General features: G+C 48.1%; 18 protein-coding genes. 3 read left to right on the forward strand and 15 right to left on the reverse strand.

Translation table 11 applies throughout. The annotated features are described in order from the left end of the window. Window positions 1-120: 120 nt before the first annotated feature. The 6 genes from CZ225_RS16725 to CZ225_RS16750 all read right to left on the reverse strand — a co-directional run bounded on the left by CZ225_RS16725 (window position 121) and on the right by CZ225_RS16750 (window position 5178). A complete protein-coding gene (locus CZ225_RS16725; protein WP_071122478.1) occupies window positions 121-774 on the reverse strand; it encodes a hypothetical protein in 654 nt (217 codons plus the stop codon). 8 nt (window positions 775-782) lie between these two features. Next, window positions 783-1379, reverse strand: coding sequence for a MarR family transcriptional regulator (locus CZ225_RS16730; protein WP_071122479.1), 597 nt, complete (start codon window positions 1377-1379; stop codon window positions 783-785). Further along, window positions 1360-1818 carry a hypothetical protein gene (locus tag CZ225_RS16735; protein ID WP_071122480.1) on the reverse strand — a complete coding sequence of 153 codons (459 nt, stop codon included), beginning with the start codon at window positions 1816-1818 and terminating at the stop codon, window positions 1360-1362. The genes CZ225_RS16730 and CZ225_RS16735 overlap by 20 nt, the downstream gene beginning before the upstream one ends. 40 nt (window positions 1819-1858) lie before the next feature. After that, window positions 1859-2734 carry a ParA family protein gene (locus tag CZ225_RS16740; RefSeq protein WP_071122481.1) on the reverse strand — a complete coding sequence of 292 codons (876 nt, stop codon included), beginning with the start codon at window positions 2732-2734 and terminating at the stop codon, window positions 1859-1861. 325 nt (window positions 2735-3059) lie between these two features. Next, entirely contained in the window at window positions 3060-4655 is a 1596-nt protein-coding gene (locus CZ225_RS16745) for a relaxase/mobilization nuclease domain-containing protein (RefSeq protein ID WP_071122482.1), read from the reverse strand. Between the two features lie 133 nt (window positions 4656-4788). Then, window positions 4789-5178, reverse strand: coding sequence for a hypothetical protein (locus CZ225_RS16750; RefSeq protein WP_071122898.1), 390 nt, complete (start codon window positions 5176-5178; stop codon window positions 4789-4791). A gap of 1113 nt (window positions 5179-6291) precedes the next feature. On the opposite strand from CZ225_RS16750, the gene CZ225_RS23725 reads away from it, so the two are divergent. Beyond that, window positions 6292-6438, forward strand: coding sequence for a hypothetical protein (locus tag CZ225_RS23725; RefSeq protein ID WP_159441783.1), 147 nt, complete (start codon window positions 6292-6294; stop codon window positions 6436-6438). Between the two features lie 110 nt (window positions 6439-6548). Here the strand turns inward: CZ225_RS23725 and CZ225_RS16760 are convergent, their stop codons facing one another. Beyond that, the gene (locus CZ225_RS16760) at window positions 6549-6914 is read right to left on the reverse strand and encodes a tyrosine-type recombinase/integrase (RefSeq protein ID WP_077154755.1); all 366 of its coding nucleotides are present in this window, start codon (window positions 6912-6914) and stop codon (window positions 6549-6551) included. 116 nt (window positions 6915-7030) lie between these two features. On the opposite strand from CZ225_RS16760, the gene CZ225_RS16765 reads away from it, so the two are divergent. Together CZ225_RS16765 and CZ225_RS16770 are read left to right on the forward strand one after the other, a co-directional pair. Next, window positions 7031-8260, forward strand: coding sequence for a site-specific integrase (locus CZ225_RS16765; protein WP_077154756.1), 1230 nt, complete (start codon window positions 7031-7033; stop codon window positions 8258-8260). Window positions 8261-8287: 27 nt separating this feature from the next. After that, window positions 8288-9499 (forward strand): site-specific integrase, encoded by a 1212-nt coding sequence (locus tag CZ225_RS16770; RefSeq protein WP_077153719.1) that lies wholly within the window; start codon window positions 8288-8290, stop codon window positions 9497-9499. A gap of 66 nt (window positions 9500-9565) precedes the next feature. On the opposite strand, the gene CZ225_RS16775 is transcribed toward CZ225_RS16770, so the two are convergent. The 8 genes from CZ225_RS16775 to CZ225_RS16820 form a co-directional block, all read right to left on the reverse strand. Then, window positions 9566-9859 carry a helix-turn-helix domain-containing protein gene (locus CZ225_RS16775; protein ID WP_077153718.1) on the reverse strand — a complete coding sequence of 98 codons (294 nt, stop codon included), beginning with the start codon at window positions 9857-9859 and terminating at the stop codon, window positions 9566-9568. Between the two features lie 12 nt (window positions 9860-9871). Beyond that, complete coding sequence (locus CZ225_RS16780) at window positions 9872-10075, reverse strand: helix-turn-helix domain-containing protein (protein WP_077153717.1); 204 nt, start codon at window positions 10073-10075, stop codon at window positions 9872-9874. 387 nt (window positions 10076-10462) lie between these two features. After that, entirely contained in the window at window positions 10463-10675 is a 213-nt protein-coding gene (locus CZ225_RS23945; RefSeq protein WP_005825814.1) for a hypothetical protein, read from the reverse strand. Between the two features lie 1234 nt (window positions 10676-11909). After that, entirely contained in the window at window positions 11910-12476 is a 567-nt protein-coding gene (locus CZ225_RS16800) for a DUF2284 domain-containing protein (protein ID WP_004289236.1), read from the reverse strand. Continuing rightward, on the reverse strand, window positions 12473-13231 hold the full coding sequence (locus CZ225_RS16805; RefSeq protein ID WP_004289235.1) for an ABC transporter ATP-binding protein: 759 nt from the start codon (window positions 13229-13231) through the stop codon (window positions 12473-12475). The genes CZ225_RS16800 and CZ225_RS16805 overlap by 4 nt, the downstream gene beginning before the upstream one ends. After that, window positions 13228-14208, reverse strand: coding sequence for a FecCD family ABC transporter permease (locus CZ225_RS16810; RefSeq protein WP_004311292.1), 981 nt, complete (start codon window positions 14206-14208; stop codon window positions 13228-13230). Before CZ225_RS16810 ends, CZ225_RS16805 begins: the two co-directional genes overlap by 4 nt. Then, a complete protein-coding gene (locus tag CZ225_RS16815) occupies window positions 14209-15348 on the reverse strand; it encodes an ABC transporter substrate-binding protein (RefSeq protein ID WP_004289233.1) in 1140 nt (379 codons plus the stop codon). It lies immediately after the preceding gene. A gap of 11 nt (window positions 15349-15359) precedes the next feature. Then, on the reverse strand, window positions 15360-17438 hold the full coding sequence (locus tag CZ225_RS16820) for a TonB-dependent receptor plug domain-containing protein (protein WP_004311295.1): 2079 nt from the start codon (window positions 17436-17438) through the stop codon (window positions 15360-15362). Window positions 17439-17452: the final 14 nt, after the last annotated feature.

Raw genomic sequence — 17452 nt, forward strand, 5'->3', positions numbered from 1 at the left:
TTTCTTTGATAATGGATTTCATCGCCAAAGGAACAGAGGTCGCCAAAGAAACAGAGGTCATTCAAGTATCAGAGGTCGCTAAAGGAACGGTGGACTTTCGTCCAAGTAGTATCTGGTGTATTACCCGGCATATCGCATGCTTTCGCAGTGATAGATAATGGTACCCAGGTCACATTCACCGGTTTCGGCCAGCTGGTCGATGGCTTTGAAGATGTCATCTACCAGAATACCGTCTGTCAGGATGGGTTCCCGGTAGGTCGGTGAGAAGTTAGATCCGGCCGAAGTTCCAGCTTCCGATGGGGCTGTTTCGGCATCTGCATTGGAAGTATCTTCAATTTCATCTTCATCAGTAGCTTCTGAAGAAGATATTTCTTCTTTATTATCAGGCTCAGCAAATTGAGTCTGTGATCCTGTTTCGGATGAAGGATTCTCAGTTGAAGATGTTTCTTCCGAAACGAGAACATCTTCACCACTTTTAGAAGCATTCTCATTCGGTTGTTCATCAGATGTTGTCTGCTGTTTATCCGTGTTGGAATCATTTTCATTCCCTGCTTCTTCCTGCTTCTTTTCCTCTTCCTTCTTCTTATCGTCCCGGGTCACCTGCTGGGGCTGGAAGGAACGGGCTTCATCCGTGATGTCTATTTCCTCTTCGGATTGATTCTCCTGCGCTGCCGCCTCGGCTGCTTTCAGGTGCTGGATGTCCATGAATATCAGAAAGCCGTAGTAGCCTATCAAGACCACAAAGAGGATTAAGATTACTTGTCCGTAGGTCATAGCTGTAGTTATAGGAGGTTTGACAATACAAGGGTTTCCTCTGACGGATAAGGCAGAAAACGGAAGCCCAGTTTGGCTCCTCTCAGTTCTGATTCCTGAATCCGGTGAAGGTCATCCGTATAATAAAGGATGCCGTATTCCTCTCCGGCAATGTAGCCTTTGGACTTGAGCCATGAACGGAGTCTTACCCGTGCCCGGTTGGACACAACCTTAATGCGGGTGATCGGACTCAGCCCGAATATAACCCTGCGTCTTTCCCTCCGCATCATGTCGGAATGGATTCGTGAAAGCACCTTAAAATCCTCCAACGCAGTACGCTTCAATCCCATTCTAACAGCAATGCGCCGGGCATATTCCCGTGAAATTCCCAATTCCTTGCCTATCTCAGCATAAGACCGGTGAGCAAAATGATTGCGTACATATTCTGCATGCTCCATCCAACGGCTTTTGACCGCTTTCTTCAGCCCCAAGCTACGGGCCTTTTCCTTTACAGCACGTTCGCACATGCCCAAAATCTCTGCGGTTCTCGGGGTTGTTTCTATGGGATAGAGCTGGATAAGAACCGCAATCTTCTGCTCTGTCCAATTAGTTCTTTTCTTTCTCATAATCTTTCTGATTGAAATTTGTAAACAATGATTTCTTTTCTCTGCGAAACGGCACAAGCTGTAGAAGGTAAATATCAAAGAATGTACGGACAATGGCATTGACCATATCCGAACGGCTGCGGTTATGGATGTTGCAGTCATCCAGCGAGTCTGCCAGATCCCGGTCTAGCCTGCATACCAGTCGTTCGCTTTTGACATTACTTTCATCGGAAATTTCCAAATTTTTCAGAAATCCTGTCCAATAATCTTCCACCTCCTTTGAGGGAGAAAGAAGGATAGGTTCTCCGTCAGTTTCCGTTTTCTTCTCACTTGTATCATTCGTCCGATCCTGGAGGCCGGATGATTTTTCCAACATTTCGGGCAACTCGTGCGTCAGGATAATGTCAGAATCATTGATGCCTTGTGTCAAGTCACCAATTTCCGGAATGTCTTTTTTCATGCGCTATGTTATTTGATGGTTACTGATAAATTTAATCTCGTCATTCATATTCCGATTCTTCCTTATCGGTTGTATCAGCAGACAGACCTCCTGCTTCGCGTTCTTCTTCATTTCCATCTTCATCCATGGCAATATGTGTAACACCTTCTTCCCGATTTTTTTTCTTGCCTATTTTCTGATTAAGATTATCCGTCAGTTGTATTCCGGTAAGCTTTACCTCCCTCACTGGAGTTACCTTGCCGAAAATGCTGAAATAGATCTTGTCGAAAACATTGCCAACATAACGAATCTGCATATCCAGTGCAGCCACTGTACTGAACCGCTCCATATCAGCACGCTTCGGTATTTTCCCGGTTACATAACCGTAATTAGAAAACGTTTCCCGTGTATTGTCCCAAAGTATCAGTTCTGAGCGCTTTCCTACGCGGTTGTCATTGAGGTTGGGAATGATGAAGAGCTGTGCATTCATACGGTCTCCAACTACCTGACGAAGTCTGTCAAGAAAAAGCAGAAAACTGGCTGTGGAAGGAACGGTCACCAGATCATAGTGGAAAGGAACAACGATGATATCTGAATTGACAAACATGGGGACCAGACCTTCCGCTTTCAGACTTCCCGGTGAATCCATAAGCACCACATCAATCTCCGGATCATTATGCAACTTTTCAATCAGGGAGGTCATGGCCGTCTTGTCATCCGGTTCATAAGCCCATACTTCGTAAGGCACCTGTTCCTCTCCATATTTTTTAAGGTCTGTCTTACGGCACTTCATAATCGAGTGCTGAAAATCACAGTCGATTATTACCAGACGGACACCTTTCGTCACCAAGTAATTGGCAAAGGTCACACAAAGAGTAGTCTTTCCGACTCCTCCTTTCTGGTTGGCAAAGGTTACTATGACAGGGGACTGTATCATGTCGTTTTTACTTGAATTAAATTTGCAAGCAAAAATATGTGCAGAGATATTGAAAACCTAAATGCACAACATCAATGTGCTTGAGATTGCAGAAACATGGGTAAATAAGTCGGATGAACCTGAGTTTTTCAATCTATATGCCCGAATTGGTTGCAGTAGGCAGTCCCATGAAAGTCTTTCAAAAAAATAGTGGTCCCCATTGGTTGTCCGGTTACGGATTATAGCCATAGCCTGTTTAATAAATATTCGTTTATCTGCATGATTAAAACAATGTTACTTTCCCGTAAGCAAGTGTTTCCTTCTTCCGCAAAGAACCAAAAGCTCCTTACATCTTTAATGAACGTCCATCATCTACATCATTGTAGTCGGTCTTATTTCCAACCTCCCATTCGCGGTTGGCGCTGTGACTGCCTTCTCCTTCTTTCCGGAGTTTGCCCAGTCCTTGATGAGACTTCCGTTGCAGACTCTTGACCGGATTGAGCGTCTTCTTCTTGGACTTCTTGAACGGCACCCCCTGGCGCTTCTGCTTTTTGGATTTCTTCTTCACCCGTTCCACATCGAAGCCTTCTTCATTCAGGTTGATCAGGATATGCTCCTTGAAGTTGATGGCATAGTAGGTATCATCTACCTGACGGATGATGAAGCCTTCCTGGTACATGGCACTGCGGGGGGACTTCATTTCGGGATCATTGAAGATTTCATGCATTCGGCCGACGGAATCGGCATACTTGGGAGGACGTTCTGTTGAGATGTCCACCAGATCCGGACGGTCCACCTTGAAAACCTTACAGAGCAAGTCCACTTCCGCGTCATTGGTAGGGCGGAACTTCTCGATGAAGCTGATGCGGTTGTTGCGGTCAATGGCCTTGGCCATGAAAGGGGGCAAGGGTCTGCTCTTGCCATCGTAGTAGATGACACCTTTCTTTATATAGGCACGCTGTTTCTTGAGTTTCTGGAAGATTTCTCCCTGAGTGGTCTTGGGATTGAGGGTCAGCAGCTGGTCTATGAATGCTTCTATCCGGTCAAAGCGTTGTTCGGGAGTAGCAAAGTCCAGCAGTTCTTCTACGGCAAGGACTCTGGCCCCATGAATGACCGTCTTGTTGGCATGGTCTATCAGCATATAGCCATAGGGTTTGTCTTTCTTTCCGAAGAAGACCACATCCACTCCGAAGTTCTTCTTCATTTCCTTCTGTAGTTCCTCTTTGTTAGCGCATACGTCCCGGTATTTTTTCAGATAGGCTCTCAGCTGTCGGTTGCGTGACTTGTCCTGATAACCTTTCTTGAACAGGGCTTCAATCTCTGTCAGGGGGAGTTTCTTTTGGATTCGGCCGCCTTGCTTGACGAAGACGTTCCCGTCTTTCTGGAAGACTTCATAGCCCATGGTTCCCATCACGGCCTTGAACTGGGCAAAGGAGGAGAAGCTGTACTGCTTGGCAGCCTCGATGTCCTTGTCTGTTTTCTGCTGCCGGTCCATACCGAGTATCTTGTCAATGACCGCCTGCGAGCGTCTGCGTTCATGGTCATGCTGTATCTTACGACCGTCGGGCGCCACTCTCGAAGTCACAATGTGCAAGTGAGTGTTGTCTGTATCGTGGTGTGCATAGATGAGCCAGGGTTGTCCGGGCTCGGCATACCCCATTTCCTGCAGATATTGGTGCGCGAAATCAAGTAACTGCTGTTCCGACATTTCATGCCCTTTGCAGGAAATGGCTACATGGAACTGCGGTTTCTGAATCCGGCTGTTCTGGGAACTGTAGAACTGGAGAAATTGCACCAGCTGTTTGGCGGTCGGATGTTCCGAGGTATCCAGTCCACCGAAGTTCTGCATCTCCAGCAGGGTGGCCACTCCTTTATAGACCTTGTGTTCGTTATAACCGACTGCATGGAAGTCTGCACTTCCGGGAAGTATGGTTGCTATCATAATTTATATATTTGTTTGCTGACTCATGAAACTTGGGGTTGCGGACCAGACAGACTAAAAATCCCGGTCGCTTGTAAAACTGGATACAGGTTAGTCTATTCATCACACCCAAATACAAAATATCCGTTTACCTTTACTTAATCAGCCGTGTTCTGTTGTTCAAAGTTTCCAAGTCATCCTTTATCCTTTTCAAGATGTTCTGTACATCCTGAATCGAAGGGAGCAAGACTTCATTCACATAACCGGGTGACAGCAGTCCAGCAACCGCCAGTTCGTTGACCCGTCTGACCGACTGATTCAGGTTGCTGCCAGCCCAGGACAGTTCGTTCTGGAACTTTCGGTAAAATGCACACAAGTCCTGCATCATCTCAATCTGTTGTTTGACATCCACATGGGTAAATTCTTCAACAGCTTTGCGGATATAATTGCTCACGGACTGGTAGGGAACTGCTTTTTCCTTCAGGTTCAACAGTTCGTCCGCTGTAAGCCGCAACTGAAATACTTTGGTACGCTGGTTCTTCATATTCCATAACTTTAGTTGTTCGGATTCCCGGACACCTATTTCGCGAAGCGAAACAGCGATGCACATCGCTCCGCTGCACGGCAGTCGGCAAGTTACCCTTGTGAGGACAAAACTTGTTTTGTAATGACAAGGGTACAACTTGCTTGGCTCCATATGCAACGCAGTTCGATTTCTTCCGGGATGATTTCAGACCCAAATTACCGCAAAATTTTGCGAAGCGCAAAAATGCACAACATCTTTCTGAGAGAAAATCTTCTGTTAAATTCACCTGTGTATCAAGCATTCTTGTGACTTGCATTCAAAGGTTTCCCAAGTTCCTGTTCATTGACTCCTTGTTCATCCATATCATGGTGAAATGTTCACAAAGCATGAAGTAAAAACCGACGGTTGTTCATGTGGCTATAGAAACAAGGCTTGAAGTTTAGCTGTCGGAGGCATGCCAGTTACATGGCTGCATCATCCTGCGTTTGTTTGCTTGGTGTTGCACAGTTTTCATAATGAGTGAAACAAGAGATAGAGGAACAACAAATCTGTAAACAGAAGAATGTGCAATCATATTGCCATGTGAGCATTAGCTGAAAGACAATAGGATATATAACTATGGCATCAGTCTTTATTCAACCTATGTTTATTTGCTTATCATCCAAATAGCCATGACAGCACAAGGAAAAGAGCATTCAGCAATGAAAATCTGTAAACATGCGTTCTGTGATAGAAGGAGAAAAAGAACAATGATACCGGCTATTATGGAACTGAACCCAAAGGGAAAAGAAGAATAAGGTGTAATCGTATTGTAGAACCTACACATTCTGGACATTCAAAACTTCGGGCATATCAGCATGGTATTCAAAGTTGCAGGATGACAATGCTTGACAAGCACAGAGTTCATGGTCATCAAATACAGAAAAAGAGGTTGAAAAAGCATGTATAGGTACGAATAAAACGAAGATAAATCCTTGCGTATTTCATTGATTTTTAGTATATTTGGTAATAACAATCTACCTCGTAGAGATTATTTATAACTAAAAAACAGATGACCATGTTTGAACTGTTGCTCCTTATATATATGTTGCCGGTCTGCATTCTTATTGGTTTGCTGATACGGTTTGCACTTTGGCTTATTCGCGTAATGCTGCGGTTGGCATTATGGCTGGTAAAGAAAACTTTCGTCTTGATATGGAAGCTGGTGACGCTTGCGTTTGTGCTGGTTATTTCTGGCAGTCTGTTCCGGCAGCATTCGGACGGATAAAAGTGGCATGAGGAAAGGTATAATATGGGAAAAGCCGTATCTTCCTGTTGGAATGATACGGCTTGGTAAAGGTGTAACGGGTCTTTTCCCTCGAAGTAAGGATTGAACAGAAGCAAGTCGGTTAATTGATGAAACAGTTTTTGAAGCCATCAAACTTGTCGGCGACTTGCATCATATCCTGCTCAATTTTCTTGTTGGTGATACGCGCATAGATTTGTGTTGTTTTAATGTTGGTATGTCCCAGCATCTTCGAAACGGACTCAATGGGAACACCCTTGCTGAGCAACATCGTTGCAAACGTATGACGTGAACAGTAAGTAATATTTAGAAATGCAATAAAAAACAGAATGACGATAATTAAACGTAAAACGTTTATAATTAAGCATTTTGCAAGATTTGCAGAACAGACAGACCTGCAAAAGAAAACAAAATATTGCGACGTTTCAGTTACCAGACTGTTAGCCGCCTGTTTCGAAAACAACGGCAGGTAACCGAATTTTTACCGATAGGAACAAAGCAGATTTGTATTCACTGTTTATCAATGTTTTGCATGCCAAAGGACGCTTTTCAAAGGAGTATTTTTACAACCTAAAAAAGAGCGTTATGAAAGTGGAAAAATTCAAGGTGCTGCTCTACCTGAAAAAGAGCGAGCCGGACAAGACCGGCAAGGCCCCGATCATGGGACGGATCACCCTCAACCGCACGATGGCGCAGTTCAGCTGCAAGCTCTCCTGTACCCCCGGGCTATGGAACGCGCGTGAGAGCCGATTGAATGGCAAGAGCCGGGAAGCGGTGGAGACCAATGAAAAAATAGAGAGGCTGCTGCTTGCCGTACACTCGGCCTTCAATTCCCTCATGGAAAGGAAAAAGGATTTCGATGCCGCCGCGGTCAGGGACATGTTCCAGGGTAACGCGGGCATGCAGATGACCCTGCTCAAACTTCTCGACCGGCACAATGAGGAGATGAAGGCCCGTGTCGGCGTGGACCGTGCACCGACGACAATGTCGACCTACGTGTACACCCGGCGCACCCTTGCCGAATTCATCAAAACGGAATTCAAGGTCTCGGACCTCGCCTTCGGACAGCTCAACGAGCAGTTCATCCGTGACTATCAGGACTTCTGCCTGGAAAAGAAGAAACTGGCAATGGAGACGGTGCGCCATTACCTGTCCATCCTGAAAAAGATCTGCCGCATCGCCTACAAGGAGGGGCACTCGGAGAAATACCATTTCTGCCACTTCAAGCTGCCCAAGCAGAAGGAGACAACACCGAAAGCACTCAGCCGGGAGAATTTCGAGAAGCTACGCGATCTGGAGATACCGGAAAAACGCAGGTCACATGTCATCACCCGGGACCTCTTCCTCTTCGCCTGTTACACCGGCACCGCCTATGCCGATGCGGTAAGCATCACCCGGGAGAACCTCTTCCAGGATGACGAGGGCAGCCTCTGGCTGAAATACCGGCGGAAGAAGACCGACTACCTCGGACGCGTCAAGTTGCTGCCGGAAGCACTCGCGTTGATCGGGAAGTATCGTGACGATACCCGCATCACCCTCTTCCCGCCGCAGGACTACCATACGCTCAGGGCCAACATGAAATCCCTGCGCCTGATGGCGGGGCTGAGCCAGGACCTTGTCTACCACATGGGAAGGCATTCTTTCGCCTCATTGGTCACGCTCGAGGAGGGAGTGCCGATCGAGACCATCAGCAAAATGCTGGGACACTCCAACATAAAGACCACCCAGATATATGCCCGTGTAACTCCGAAGCGACTGTTCGAGGACATGGACAGGTTCGTCGAGGCAACCTGCGATTTGAAACTTATTCTTTAATCCTTAAACAATTAAACAATCATTATCATGCGCAGTACATTCAAGCTTTTATTCTACATCAACCGTAACAAGGTAAAATCGGACGGCACGACCGCCGTCCTCTGCCGGATCAGCATCGACGGAAAGAAATCGGCAGTCACGACAGGCATCTATTGCAAACCCGGAGACTGGGACAGCAAGAAGTGTGAAATCAAAACAGCCAGGGAGAACAACCGCCTTGCCGCCTTCCGAAGCCGGCTGGAAGAGGCGTATGGGAACCTGCTGAGGAACCAGGGAGTGGTCACGGCCGAGCAGCTCAAGACCACCGTATCCGGTGCCAATTCCGTGCCGGAATACCTCCTGCAGGCCGGAGAGGTGGAACGCGAACGGCTCAGGGTCCGCTCCAAGGAGATCAATTCCACCTCCACCTACCGCCAGTCGAAGACCACGCAGCTTAACCTCAGGCAGTTCATCGAATCCCGCGGGATGAAGGACATCGCCTTTTCGGACATCACCGAAGAGTTCGCCGAATCGTTCAAGGTCTTTCTCAAGAAGGAGCTGGGACACAGGAACGGACACGTGAACCACTGCCTGTGCTGGCTCAACCGGCTCATCTACATCGCCGTGGACCGGGAAGTATTGCGTGCCAACCCGATAGAGGACGTGGCATACGAGAGGAAAGAAGCACCTAAACTAAGGCATATCAGCCGCAGTGAACTGAAGCGGATGATGGAAACCCCGCTGCCCGACCCGATGATGGAGCTGGCGCGCAGGACGTTCATCTTCTCCTCGCTGACCGGTCTGGCCTACGCGGATACGAGGGCTCTCCATCCCCGTCACATCGGAACGACCTCGGAAGGAAGAAGGTATATCCGCATCCGCCGCGCCAAAACGGACGTGGAGGCGTTCATCCCGCTGCATCCCATAGCCGGACAGATACTGGATCTTTACAACACCACGGATGACGACAGGCCGGTATTCCCGCTGCCGGTCCGCGATGTCCTCTGGTACGAGGTACATGGAATGGGCGTGGCATTAGGCATGAAAGAGAACCTGTCCTACCACATGGCCCGGCATTCGTTCGGAACCCTGACACTGACCGCGGGCATTCCGATAGAGAGCATCGCCAGGATAATGGGCCATACGAATATCGACAGCACGCAGGTCTACGCTCAGGTCACCGACCGGAAGATATCCTCGGACATGGACCGGCTGATGGAAAGAAGAAAACCTGCGGCCGGCAAGGAAGCCGCAGGCTAAATAAAAAAATTGCCGCCGGAATTGTATTTACGATTCCGGCGGCAATCCTTAAACTTGAATACGATATTATACCAATGCTGCGTGATAGTTCTCCTCCAACAGCTTCTCGATGTCCGACTGCCTGTACAGGATCTTCCCGCCAAGCTGGATATAGGGAATCCGCCCTTGGTCCCTGTAATCCTGCAGGCACCTGCGGCTGATCCTCAACGTTCCGGAAAACTCCCTGTCAGTCAGGAACCGTTCCCCGTTGAAGGGAGGACGGTTGTCACGGGCAAGACGCTCCACTTTTTTCTCCATGTTGTCCAGCAGGGCAAAGAACCTGCGGACACGTTCGTTCTCCTTGTCGATAATGCCTTCCATCTCTTCCGCTCTTTAAAGGTTTCCGTTCTTCCTTCCTTCTCTCATTGCCTTCTCCTTGCGTCTGATGCCGACGTAGGCCATCAGCTTCTCCACATCCTCTGGCTTATAATAGAACTTGCTCTGGAGGCGGGTGAACGCCAGCCGTCCGGTATCGCGGAGTGTCTGCAGGGTACGTGGCGAGATGTCAAGGCGCAGGCAGACATCCTGGCCGTCCAGTCACTCTCCGAGTTCCTTACAGCGGTTTCTCTCATACAATCTGTCCACATGTGCGGACAGGTTCTCGGCGCGTGCCAGCATCCTCTCAAGGACACCGGCCTCGATGTAGCATATTTCCATATTTTTCAACTTGTTTAAATGTCAGTGCGAATATAAGGGAAGAAACCATGAGAGGCAAGCGCGACCGGCACACTGGCAGGAATAGTCATGGATAGTCGGTTTTTGTCATATGGGAAGGAAAAATACTCCGTAGCCGGTCGGTTTTCACGACCCCCTTTGGAAAACCTGAAGGACGGGTGCGTCACGACGATGAAAAAAGAAAAATCCCCACCGGAAGTGAAGCGACCCCAAACCGGCAGGGAGTGTAATAATAAAGGAACGGACTGTTCAGCCCTTGATGTAACCGTACTTTTTCAGGTCGTCCATGAAATGCTCCGGCGTGTCGGTCCTCACCGTCACCCCGTGCAGTTCCCTGTACCGCCCGGAGAAATTCACCATGTACTCCCCGTCGGTGCACCCGCTGTCAAACCAGCTGCCCTCACGCAGGACGCGTACAAACTCGGAAGGGCCGGAGGCGGCAATCCTGCCGCCATCCGCCAAAATACCTGATCTCGTTTTTTTTATTATCGGTATTTCAAATGTCTTAAAAGCCTCTTTGACAGGTTACCATCCGGGATGATCGCCTGAATTCGCATGTACCGGATTTTCTATTTACCAGATTCCATAATGGTTCCTGCCATCCGTTTTTTCTCTGCGGCTGTCGCTTTTTTCCTCGTGGCATCATGGTCTGTTACCGGATAGGAAAAGCCATCTCCATCACAACCATGAATTATAGTGTAGCCATATTTGTATATAGCCGTATGATACGCTATCCGGATAATGCTATCACAGAATTGCGATATAGCCGGATATCAAAATAGGGATAGCCGGGAGCGAAGGGAGCACGCATCCTTCCGGATATAGATATCTCAAAATCTCCATTTGCAGAAGTGTATAAATATCAATCCATTAATGGAGACGATGAAGAAAAACAATAAGGCGTATACGGCTACCTGTTATTCTCCATTTACAGATGTGTAGAAGTTTCAATCCATTAATGGAGACGATGAAAAAACAATAAGGCGTATACGGCTACCTGTTATTCTCCATTTGCAGAAGTGTAGAAGTAGCAATCCGTTAATGGAGACGATGAAGAAAAACAATAAGGCGTATACGGCTACCTGTTATTCTCCATTTGCAGAAGTGTAGAAGTAGCAATCCGTTAATGGAGACGATGAAAAAACAATAAGGCGTATACGGCTACATGTCATTCTCCATTTGCAGAAGTGTAGAAGTAGCAATCCGTTAATGGAGACAATGAAGAAAAAACATAAGTCGTACACGGCTACATGCCCATTCTCCATTTGCAGAAGTGTAGAAGTAGCAATCCATTAATGGACAATAGGGCATGTAAAGGGCAGATTTTCCGTATATTCGCCTCCTTATCCCCGAATTATGGGCGTAAGTCACATGGTCATGGAGATATATCTATCCTTTAATGGGGAGAACAGCCGGCAAATATCTGATGGAAAAGCCCCACAAACCACAGGAAAATAGCCACACAATGGTCTGATACACAATAATTATTGGAGAAACATGGTCCGCTCCTGCGGACAGCAAGTTGTGTTTTCGTTTAACGAAAACAGGACGGTTTAACGGAGAATACACCGATAAACCGTTACTTATTTCAAGCTCCAGCGTCGCTTTTTACATATCTAACTATAATTCATTTGAAATCACAAAACAGATTGAACCGAATGTGGTTAGTTTGTCTGTTTATTTCATGTCCGAATCATTAGTATGCTATGTTGCAAAGTTCGTATTCATTATGAAAAAATCCGCTTACGAGAACAAGATATTCAGGTAATTTGCCATCCTTTCCCCAAAGAAGTTCGATGTTAAAAAGTTCAGAAAGCGTTTTGGCTATGTCAAATCCGAAGGCTTCGAGTGACGGACGCACTTTTTCCGGGTGTCGGCATGGTGTGCCGCAGTTACGCGTACACTCGTTATCTGAGCAGTGAAGACATTTACCTATATAGGCAAATGAACGCCCTCCATATTTCCGTTCCATATCCAATAATTCGCTCTCGATTCGTATCCGTTCCGGTAAAATGAGTTTTTGTGTATATTCAATCGGAATATCTTTGTCTTCAGGGATTATCTTCGTTGCCATAAGATGTGCATACTTGTATTGTCGGAGAAACGATTCCGTATCAAAATCAAATGGAGGACACCCCCAACTTTTACCGTAATTGGTACATTGTTTGCAAAGTTCAAGAAAATGTGGTTCGTCACGGAATTCGGCGATATATCCTTCAACAGTGATGTCTGAAGTAAAATTTTCTACAGTGTATATACTCATTGTTTCAAAATCATTGTACCGCATAAGGAGTCGAAACGGATGTTTTCATTTTGGAAAAGTCTGTCAATGTATCCGCTTTTCTGCATTTCAGACGCGGTCAAGCAACTTAAATTCGGGGTATCTAACAATGCTATCGAATCGCACATGGACAACGCGATGTCAAGTTCATGTGTCGAGAACATGATACATTTTTTCTCGTCGTGGACAAGCCTACGAAGCAACGCCACAAGTTCGTAGCGATTAGGCATGTCAAGAAAGGAAGTCGGTTCATCAAGGAGAATGATAGGAGTATCCTGTGCCAATGCACGAGCAATCATCACACGCTGGCATTCGCCATCCGACATTTTATCCATCGTGCGGTTTGCATAAGCCTCCATTCCCACCGAAATGAGCGATTGCATGACTATCTCCTTATCTGTTTCTTGCATCCTACCTATCCAGTTGGTATAAGGAGCACGGCCTATGGCTACGACATCCTTGCACCGCAGGTTGGCGATGCGCGTGCGCTCGGTCGTGACGACAGCCAGCGTTTTTGCCATATCTTCGGTTTTCATGCAGGCGATGTCGTGCCCGTCGAGAATGATTTTTCCGGAATAACACCGGTTCAGACCGGCTATGGCGCGGAGCAACGTCGATTTTCCTGTCCCGTTTCTTCCGATAAGGGCTGTCAGTTGACCTTTTTTTATCGTGGCATTTACCTCGTGGAGCAACGAGTTTTCTTTGTAACCTATGGAAAAATGCTGTAATTCTATCATGCGGTGATGGATTTGTTGCGTAAAACCACCCATACGACGATTGGGATTCCCAATAGAGCTGTAATGGCGTTGATCGGCAAGGTGAATATTTTAGAAATGATGTCGCAAAGAAGCAATATCGATGCTCCCGAAAGAATTGTTCCGGGCAGAAGGACATGATGATCGCTATTTTGGAAAAGCATTCTTGTGACATGAGGCATAGCGAGACCTATGAAACCTATCGGACCGCAAAAAGCGGTTATCGTTCCGGCGAGCAGCGTTGTCGAGAGAAACAACAGGCTGCGTGAACGCCGAATATTCAGTCCCATTGTTACGGCATATTCCTCTCCGAACAGCAGGAGGTTAAGCGGTTTGATGGTCAGTACCGCCAACAGCAGTCCGGCAAACACCGATGGAACAAGAATCAGAAGTTGTCCGGAGGTGACGTCACCCAAAGCCCCCATCGTCCAAATGACAAAGGCTTTCAGCGATTCCTCTTTGCTGAGGTACTGCAATATCTGCACGACAGCACCTACGCCCGATGAGAACATCATGCCCAGAATCAGGATTACCATGATGTCTTTTATTCGCTGTCCGACGGCAGTTATCACGAGCAACACGACAGCCGCACCCACCCACGCTGCTCCGGCAATGCCTATTGATGAACCGATCCCGGCAAGTACCACAAGTGCCACACCGAGACTTGCACCGGAACTGATGCCAAGGACATAGGGACCGGCAAGAGGATTACGGAAGAGGGTCTGCATCTGAAGACCGCTGACCGATAAGGCAGCCCCGGCCAACAGTGCCACTATAGCTTTTATGAGGCGTATGTTGAGTACGATTTTTTCCGTGGCACGGGAACAATTTCCCCCGGTCAGTGCTGCCCATACATCGCGGATCGGAATGTTGACAGCTCCCACGGCCAAGTCCAGTAAAAAAAGACCGACCGTGAGCGTAATCAATATGGAGAATAATATAGTCGAACGGGAACGCATCTATTTCAGTTGCTTGTAATACACACACTCTTCCTGCACCAGTTCAGGATGGAATATCTTCACGAGGTCGCGGAGCACGATGTCAGGATTCACGACGGCAGACTCGTAATAGTCGTTACCCCCGGCTGTGTTGGTACGGGCGTTGTTGTTATACACCTCTCCATTTTTGAAACATCGGGTATCGGTGAATTTCGGACATGATGCCTTCAAGTCGTCAAGGGAGTTCGCCATTCCCACGTTCAGCCACATGTCCGCATCCGACGCGAGCAGATATGCTTCTTCTAAGTCAATGGGGATAGAAGCGTTTCCCGTGTTCTTCTGGTAGATATAGCGGCCTCCCGCATCAGTAATCAAGCGGGCTACATAACTTTGGGTTGAAGGCATGAACCACGAGTCGCCATAGGGAACATTAAGCATAACCGAAGGAGTGCCGAGGGTACTGTCGGCCACTTTCTTTTTCAAGGCGTTGTATCTGACCGGGATTGCGGCAAAGGCTTTTTCACCCTTCTCACGTTTTCCTGTGACTTCTGAAAGCACTACCATCCATTCGGCCTTGCCGAGAGGCGACTCTTCAAGATAATCGCCGACATACATGAACGGTATGTCGAGTTCTTCGAGTTTGCTTTCCATTGCGCTTGCGCCGTTCACCCCATAGAGCAGAACGAGGTCGGGATCGAGCGAGAGCAGCAACTCGTAGTTGATGTTCCCTTCATAGCCGACATCGCCAATACTGTCGCGGCGGGCTTGGATGTCTGGGTTGGAAATGTAGTCGATTCCCGAAACGCCGGTTATACACCGGACTTCACCGATTGCGTCAAGCATGGCGATATGAGTGGAAGACATCGCCACGATGCGTTTGGCGTCTCCTTTGAGTACCTGTCCTGCAAACCCTTCGGGAACCTCTTCACCGTTGCGGACGATAAACAGCCATGTGGTTACACTGTCCGCTCCCTGCCAGGGATTCCTGACGGTTATCAGTACGCTTTCCTTCCCGCCCGCCCCTTTGATGTCGAAGCCGGAGGCATATTCGGGAGCATAAAGCAGCAGGTTGAAATCATTGATTTTTGAGCTTTTGTTGTGGCAGCCTGTAAATGCCAGAGAAAGCAACAAAATCAGGCTTAAATTCTTTAATGCGTTCATATTGATGCAGATTATCGTTTACTATTTTTGTTTTTTCCGAACTTGGGTGTTATGCCGATGAATATCTCGAAATTGATGCCCGGCATGGGACGGGACAATACGGAAAGGTATTCTTCATCGAACAGGTTGTTGATGCTGCCCTTTAGCGACAGATCGGCCCATCGGAAAGAGAGCTGTTTTTCCAGTGTCACGTTATTCATGAAGTAAGGGGGCAGATAGCCCGTCAGGGTATAGTCATTACTCGACATGGTATAACGCTGGCTGTAATAACACCATTTGTAAAGCAGGCTCCATGTCCGCCATGACAGACGTCCGGTCACCGTTGCGGAAAACTCCGGCACGTATGGCAACTGTTTGCCGACGGATTGGTCTGCCGGACTCATCGGTTCGCTCTCGTTGATCGAGGGAGTCCACGAGAAAGTTCCGTTCATATCCAGTTTCCAGTCCTTTCCGAGCATTATATCAAGGTGGGCGTTGGTCTCTGCCCCGTAAGCATGTACCTTTTTGAGGTTTCTGGGGGAGAAGAATCCCTTGGTTGTGGGTAGCCAGATGATCCAGTCGTCGATGTGCGAATCGAACCAGTTGATACCACCGCTCAAAGCATATACATTTTCTTTCCCCACCGAGAACGACAACCCCACGTCGTATGTGAAGCCGTGCTCGCTTTTCAGGTCGGGATTACCGCCCGGCAGAAAATAGAGGTCGTTCAGCGTGGGAAAACGGTAGTTCCGGGAGATGGATGCTTTCGCCACGATATTGCCTTTTTTCGACAGTACCCCGTCGATGAAGAAAGCCGGGATAACCGGGGCCCATTCCGTACCGAACATATCCTCGCGAAGGACAAGCGAGGCGGCAAAACGATCGACAGGCCGCCATTTCGCAGAAACGGAACCGGAAAACTCGACACGTCCCTTGTCATACCCGACAACAGCCTTGTTACCTTCCTGCGAGATGATATTTTTGTCCGCGCTTTCCACCAAATGCTGGTGTACGGAAACACCGGCCGTGAACAGCCATTTCTCTGAAGGAGCATAATCCCCGTCCGCACTTCCGTAGAACGTGTTAATCTTACTGCGTGAGCGGGTCATCGAAGCCATTTCGCCGTTTCCCTTGTCCCGCTTGTAATCATAGGCCATCCATGTGTGTATATAGCCGCCTTTTACACCGACCTTCCATTTCTCCCGCACGCGATCCCACGAGAGGACGCCGCGAAACGTCTGCTCCCTTTGGCGGTTCTCGAAGTCCATGTCGTTCCCGTAATCCGTGCTGAGCATCGCCAGTTCCCGGTTGGAATTGATATACCAGGCGTTTAGCCCGAACTTGTCGCCTTCGCCCGTGTTATAATAAATTTCCTGCAAGACGTGCAGATCCTTATAAGCCCCGCTGCGGTTGCGTTCCGTCGGGTAATAGGAACCGATGATGTTCTTGTCCTCGTCATAGATGTTTTCCTTCTTGTCCCGGTTTCGGTATTTGTAGTCGTTGGGGGAAGAGGAATACACCACACGGGTGGAGGACTGCCAGTGTTTGTCACCGTAGGTCAGGCGGAGAAACTCGTCGAACGTGCTGAACGACCCCACTCCCTGCACGTACTGCAACCCGAACCCTTCATGGTTGGCCGGAGAAGTGGAGAGCCTGACCAGACCACCCAAGCCGCCGCCCGTTTCGTTTACCGATGACGTTCCGTGCAGCAGCGAGGCATCATCGATAAAGTAAGAAGGGATGGTGGAAAAATCCGTCATGCCCAGCATCGGGTTGTTAATGCGCATACCATTCCACGTCACTTGGGTATGCGAGGGAGAGGTACCCCGGAAAGCCACGGTGGATAACGTGGCGCGTCCGTAGTTCTTGACAAAAACGGATGAGTTGAATGTCAGCACATCGGCCATAGACAAGGCGATGTTCTCTTTCATGGCGATGGAATCGAAACGGGTTCGTTGCACGCCTATATCCTTCATAGGTCGTTTGCCCACCACCGTAACCTCCGGAATACGTAGTACCCTTTTGGTAATGCTGACGGAATTTTTCTGCTGGGCGGCAAGCAGAAAGGGCAGGCTTACCCCCACGAACAATAGAATAAGATGTCTTTTCATTTTTGTCCTCCTTC

This window comes from Bacteroides bouchesdurhonensis (assembly GCF_900155865.1).
Taxonomy (GTDB): Bacteria; Bacteroidota; Bacteroidia; order Bacteroidales; family Bacteroidaceae; genus Bacteroides; species Bacteroides bouchesdurhonensis.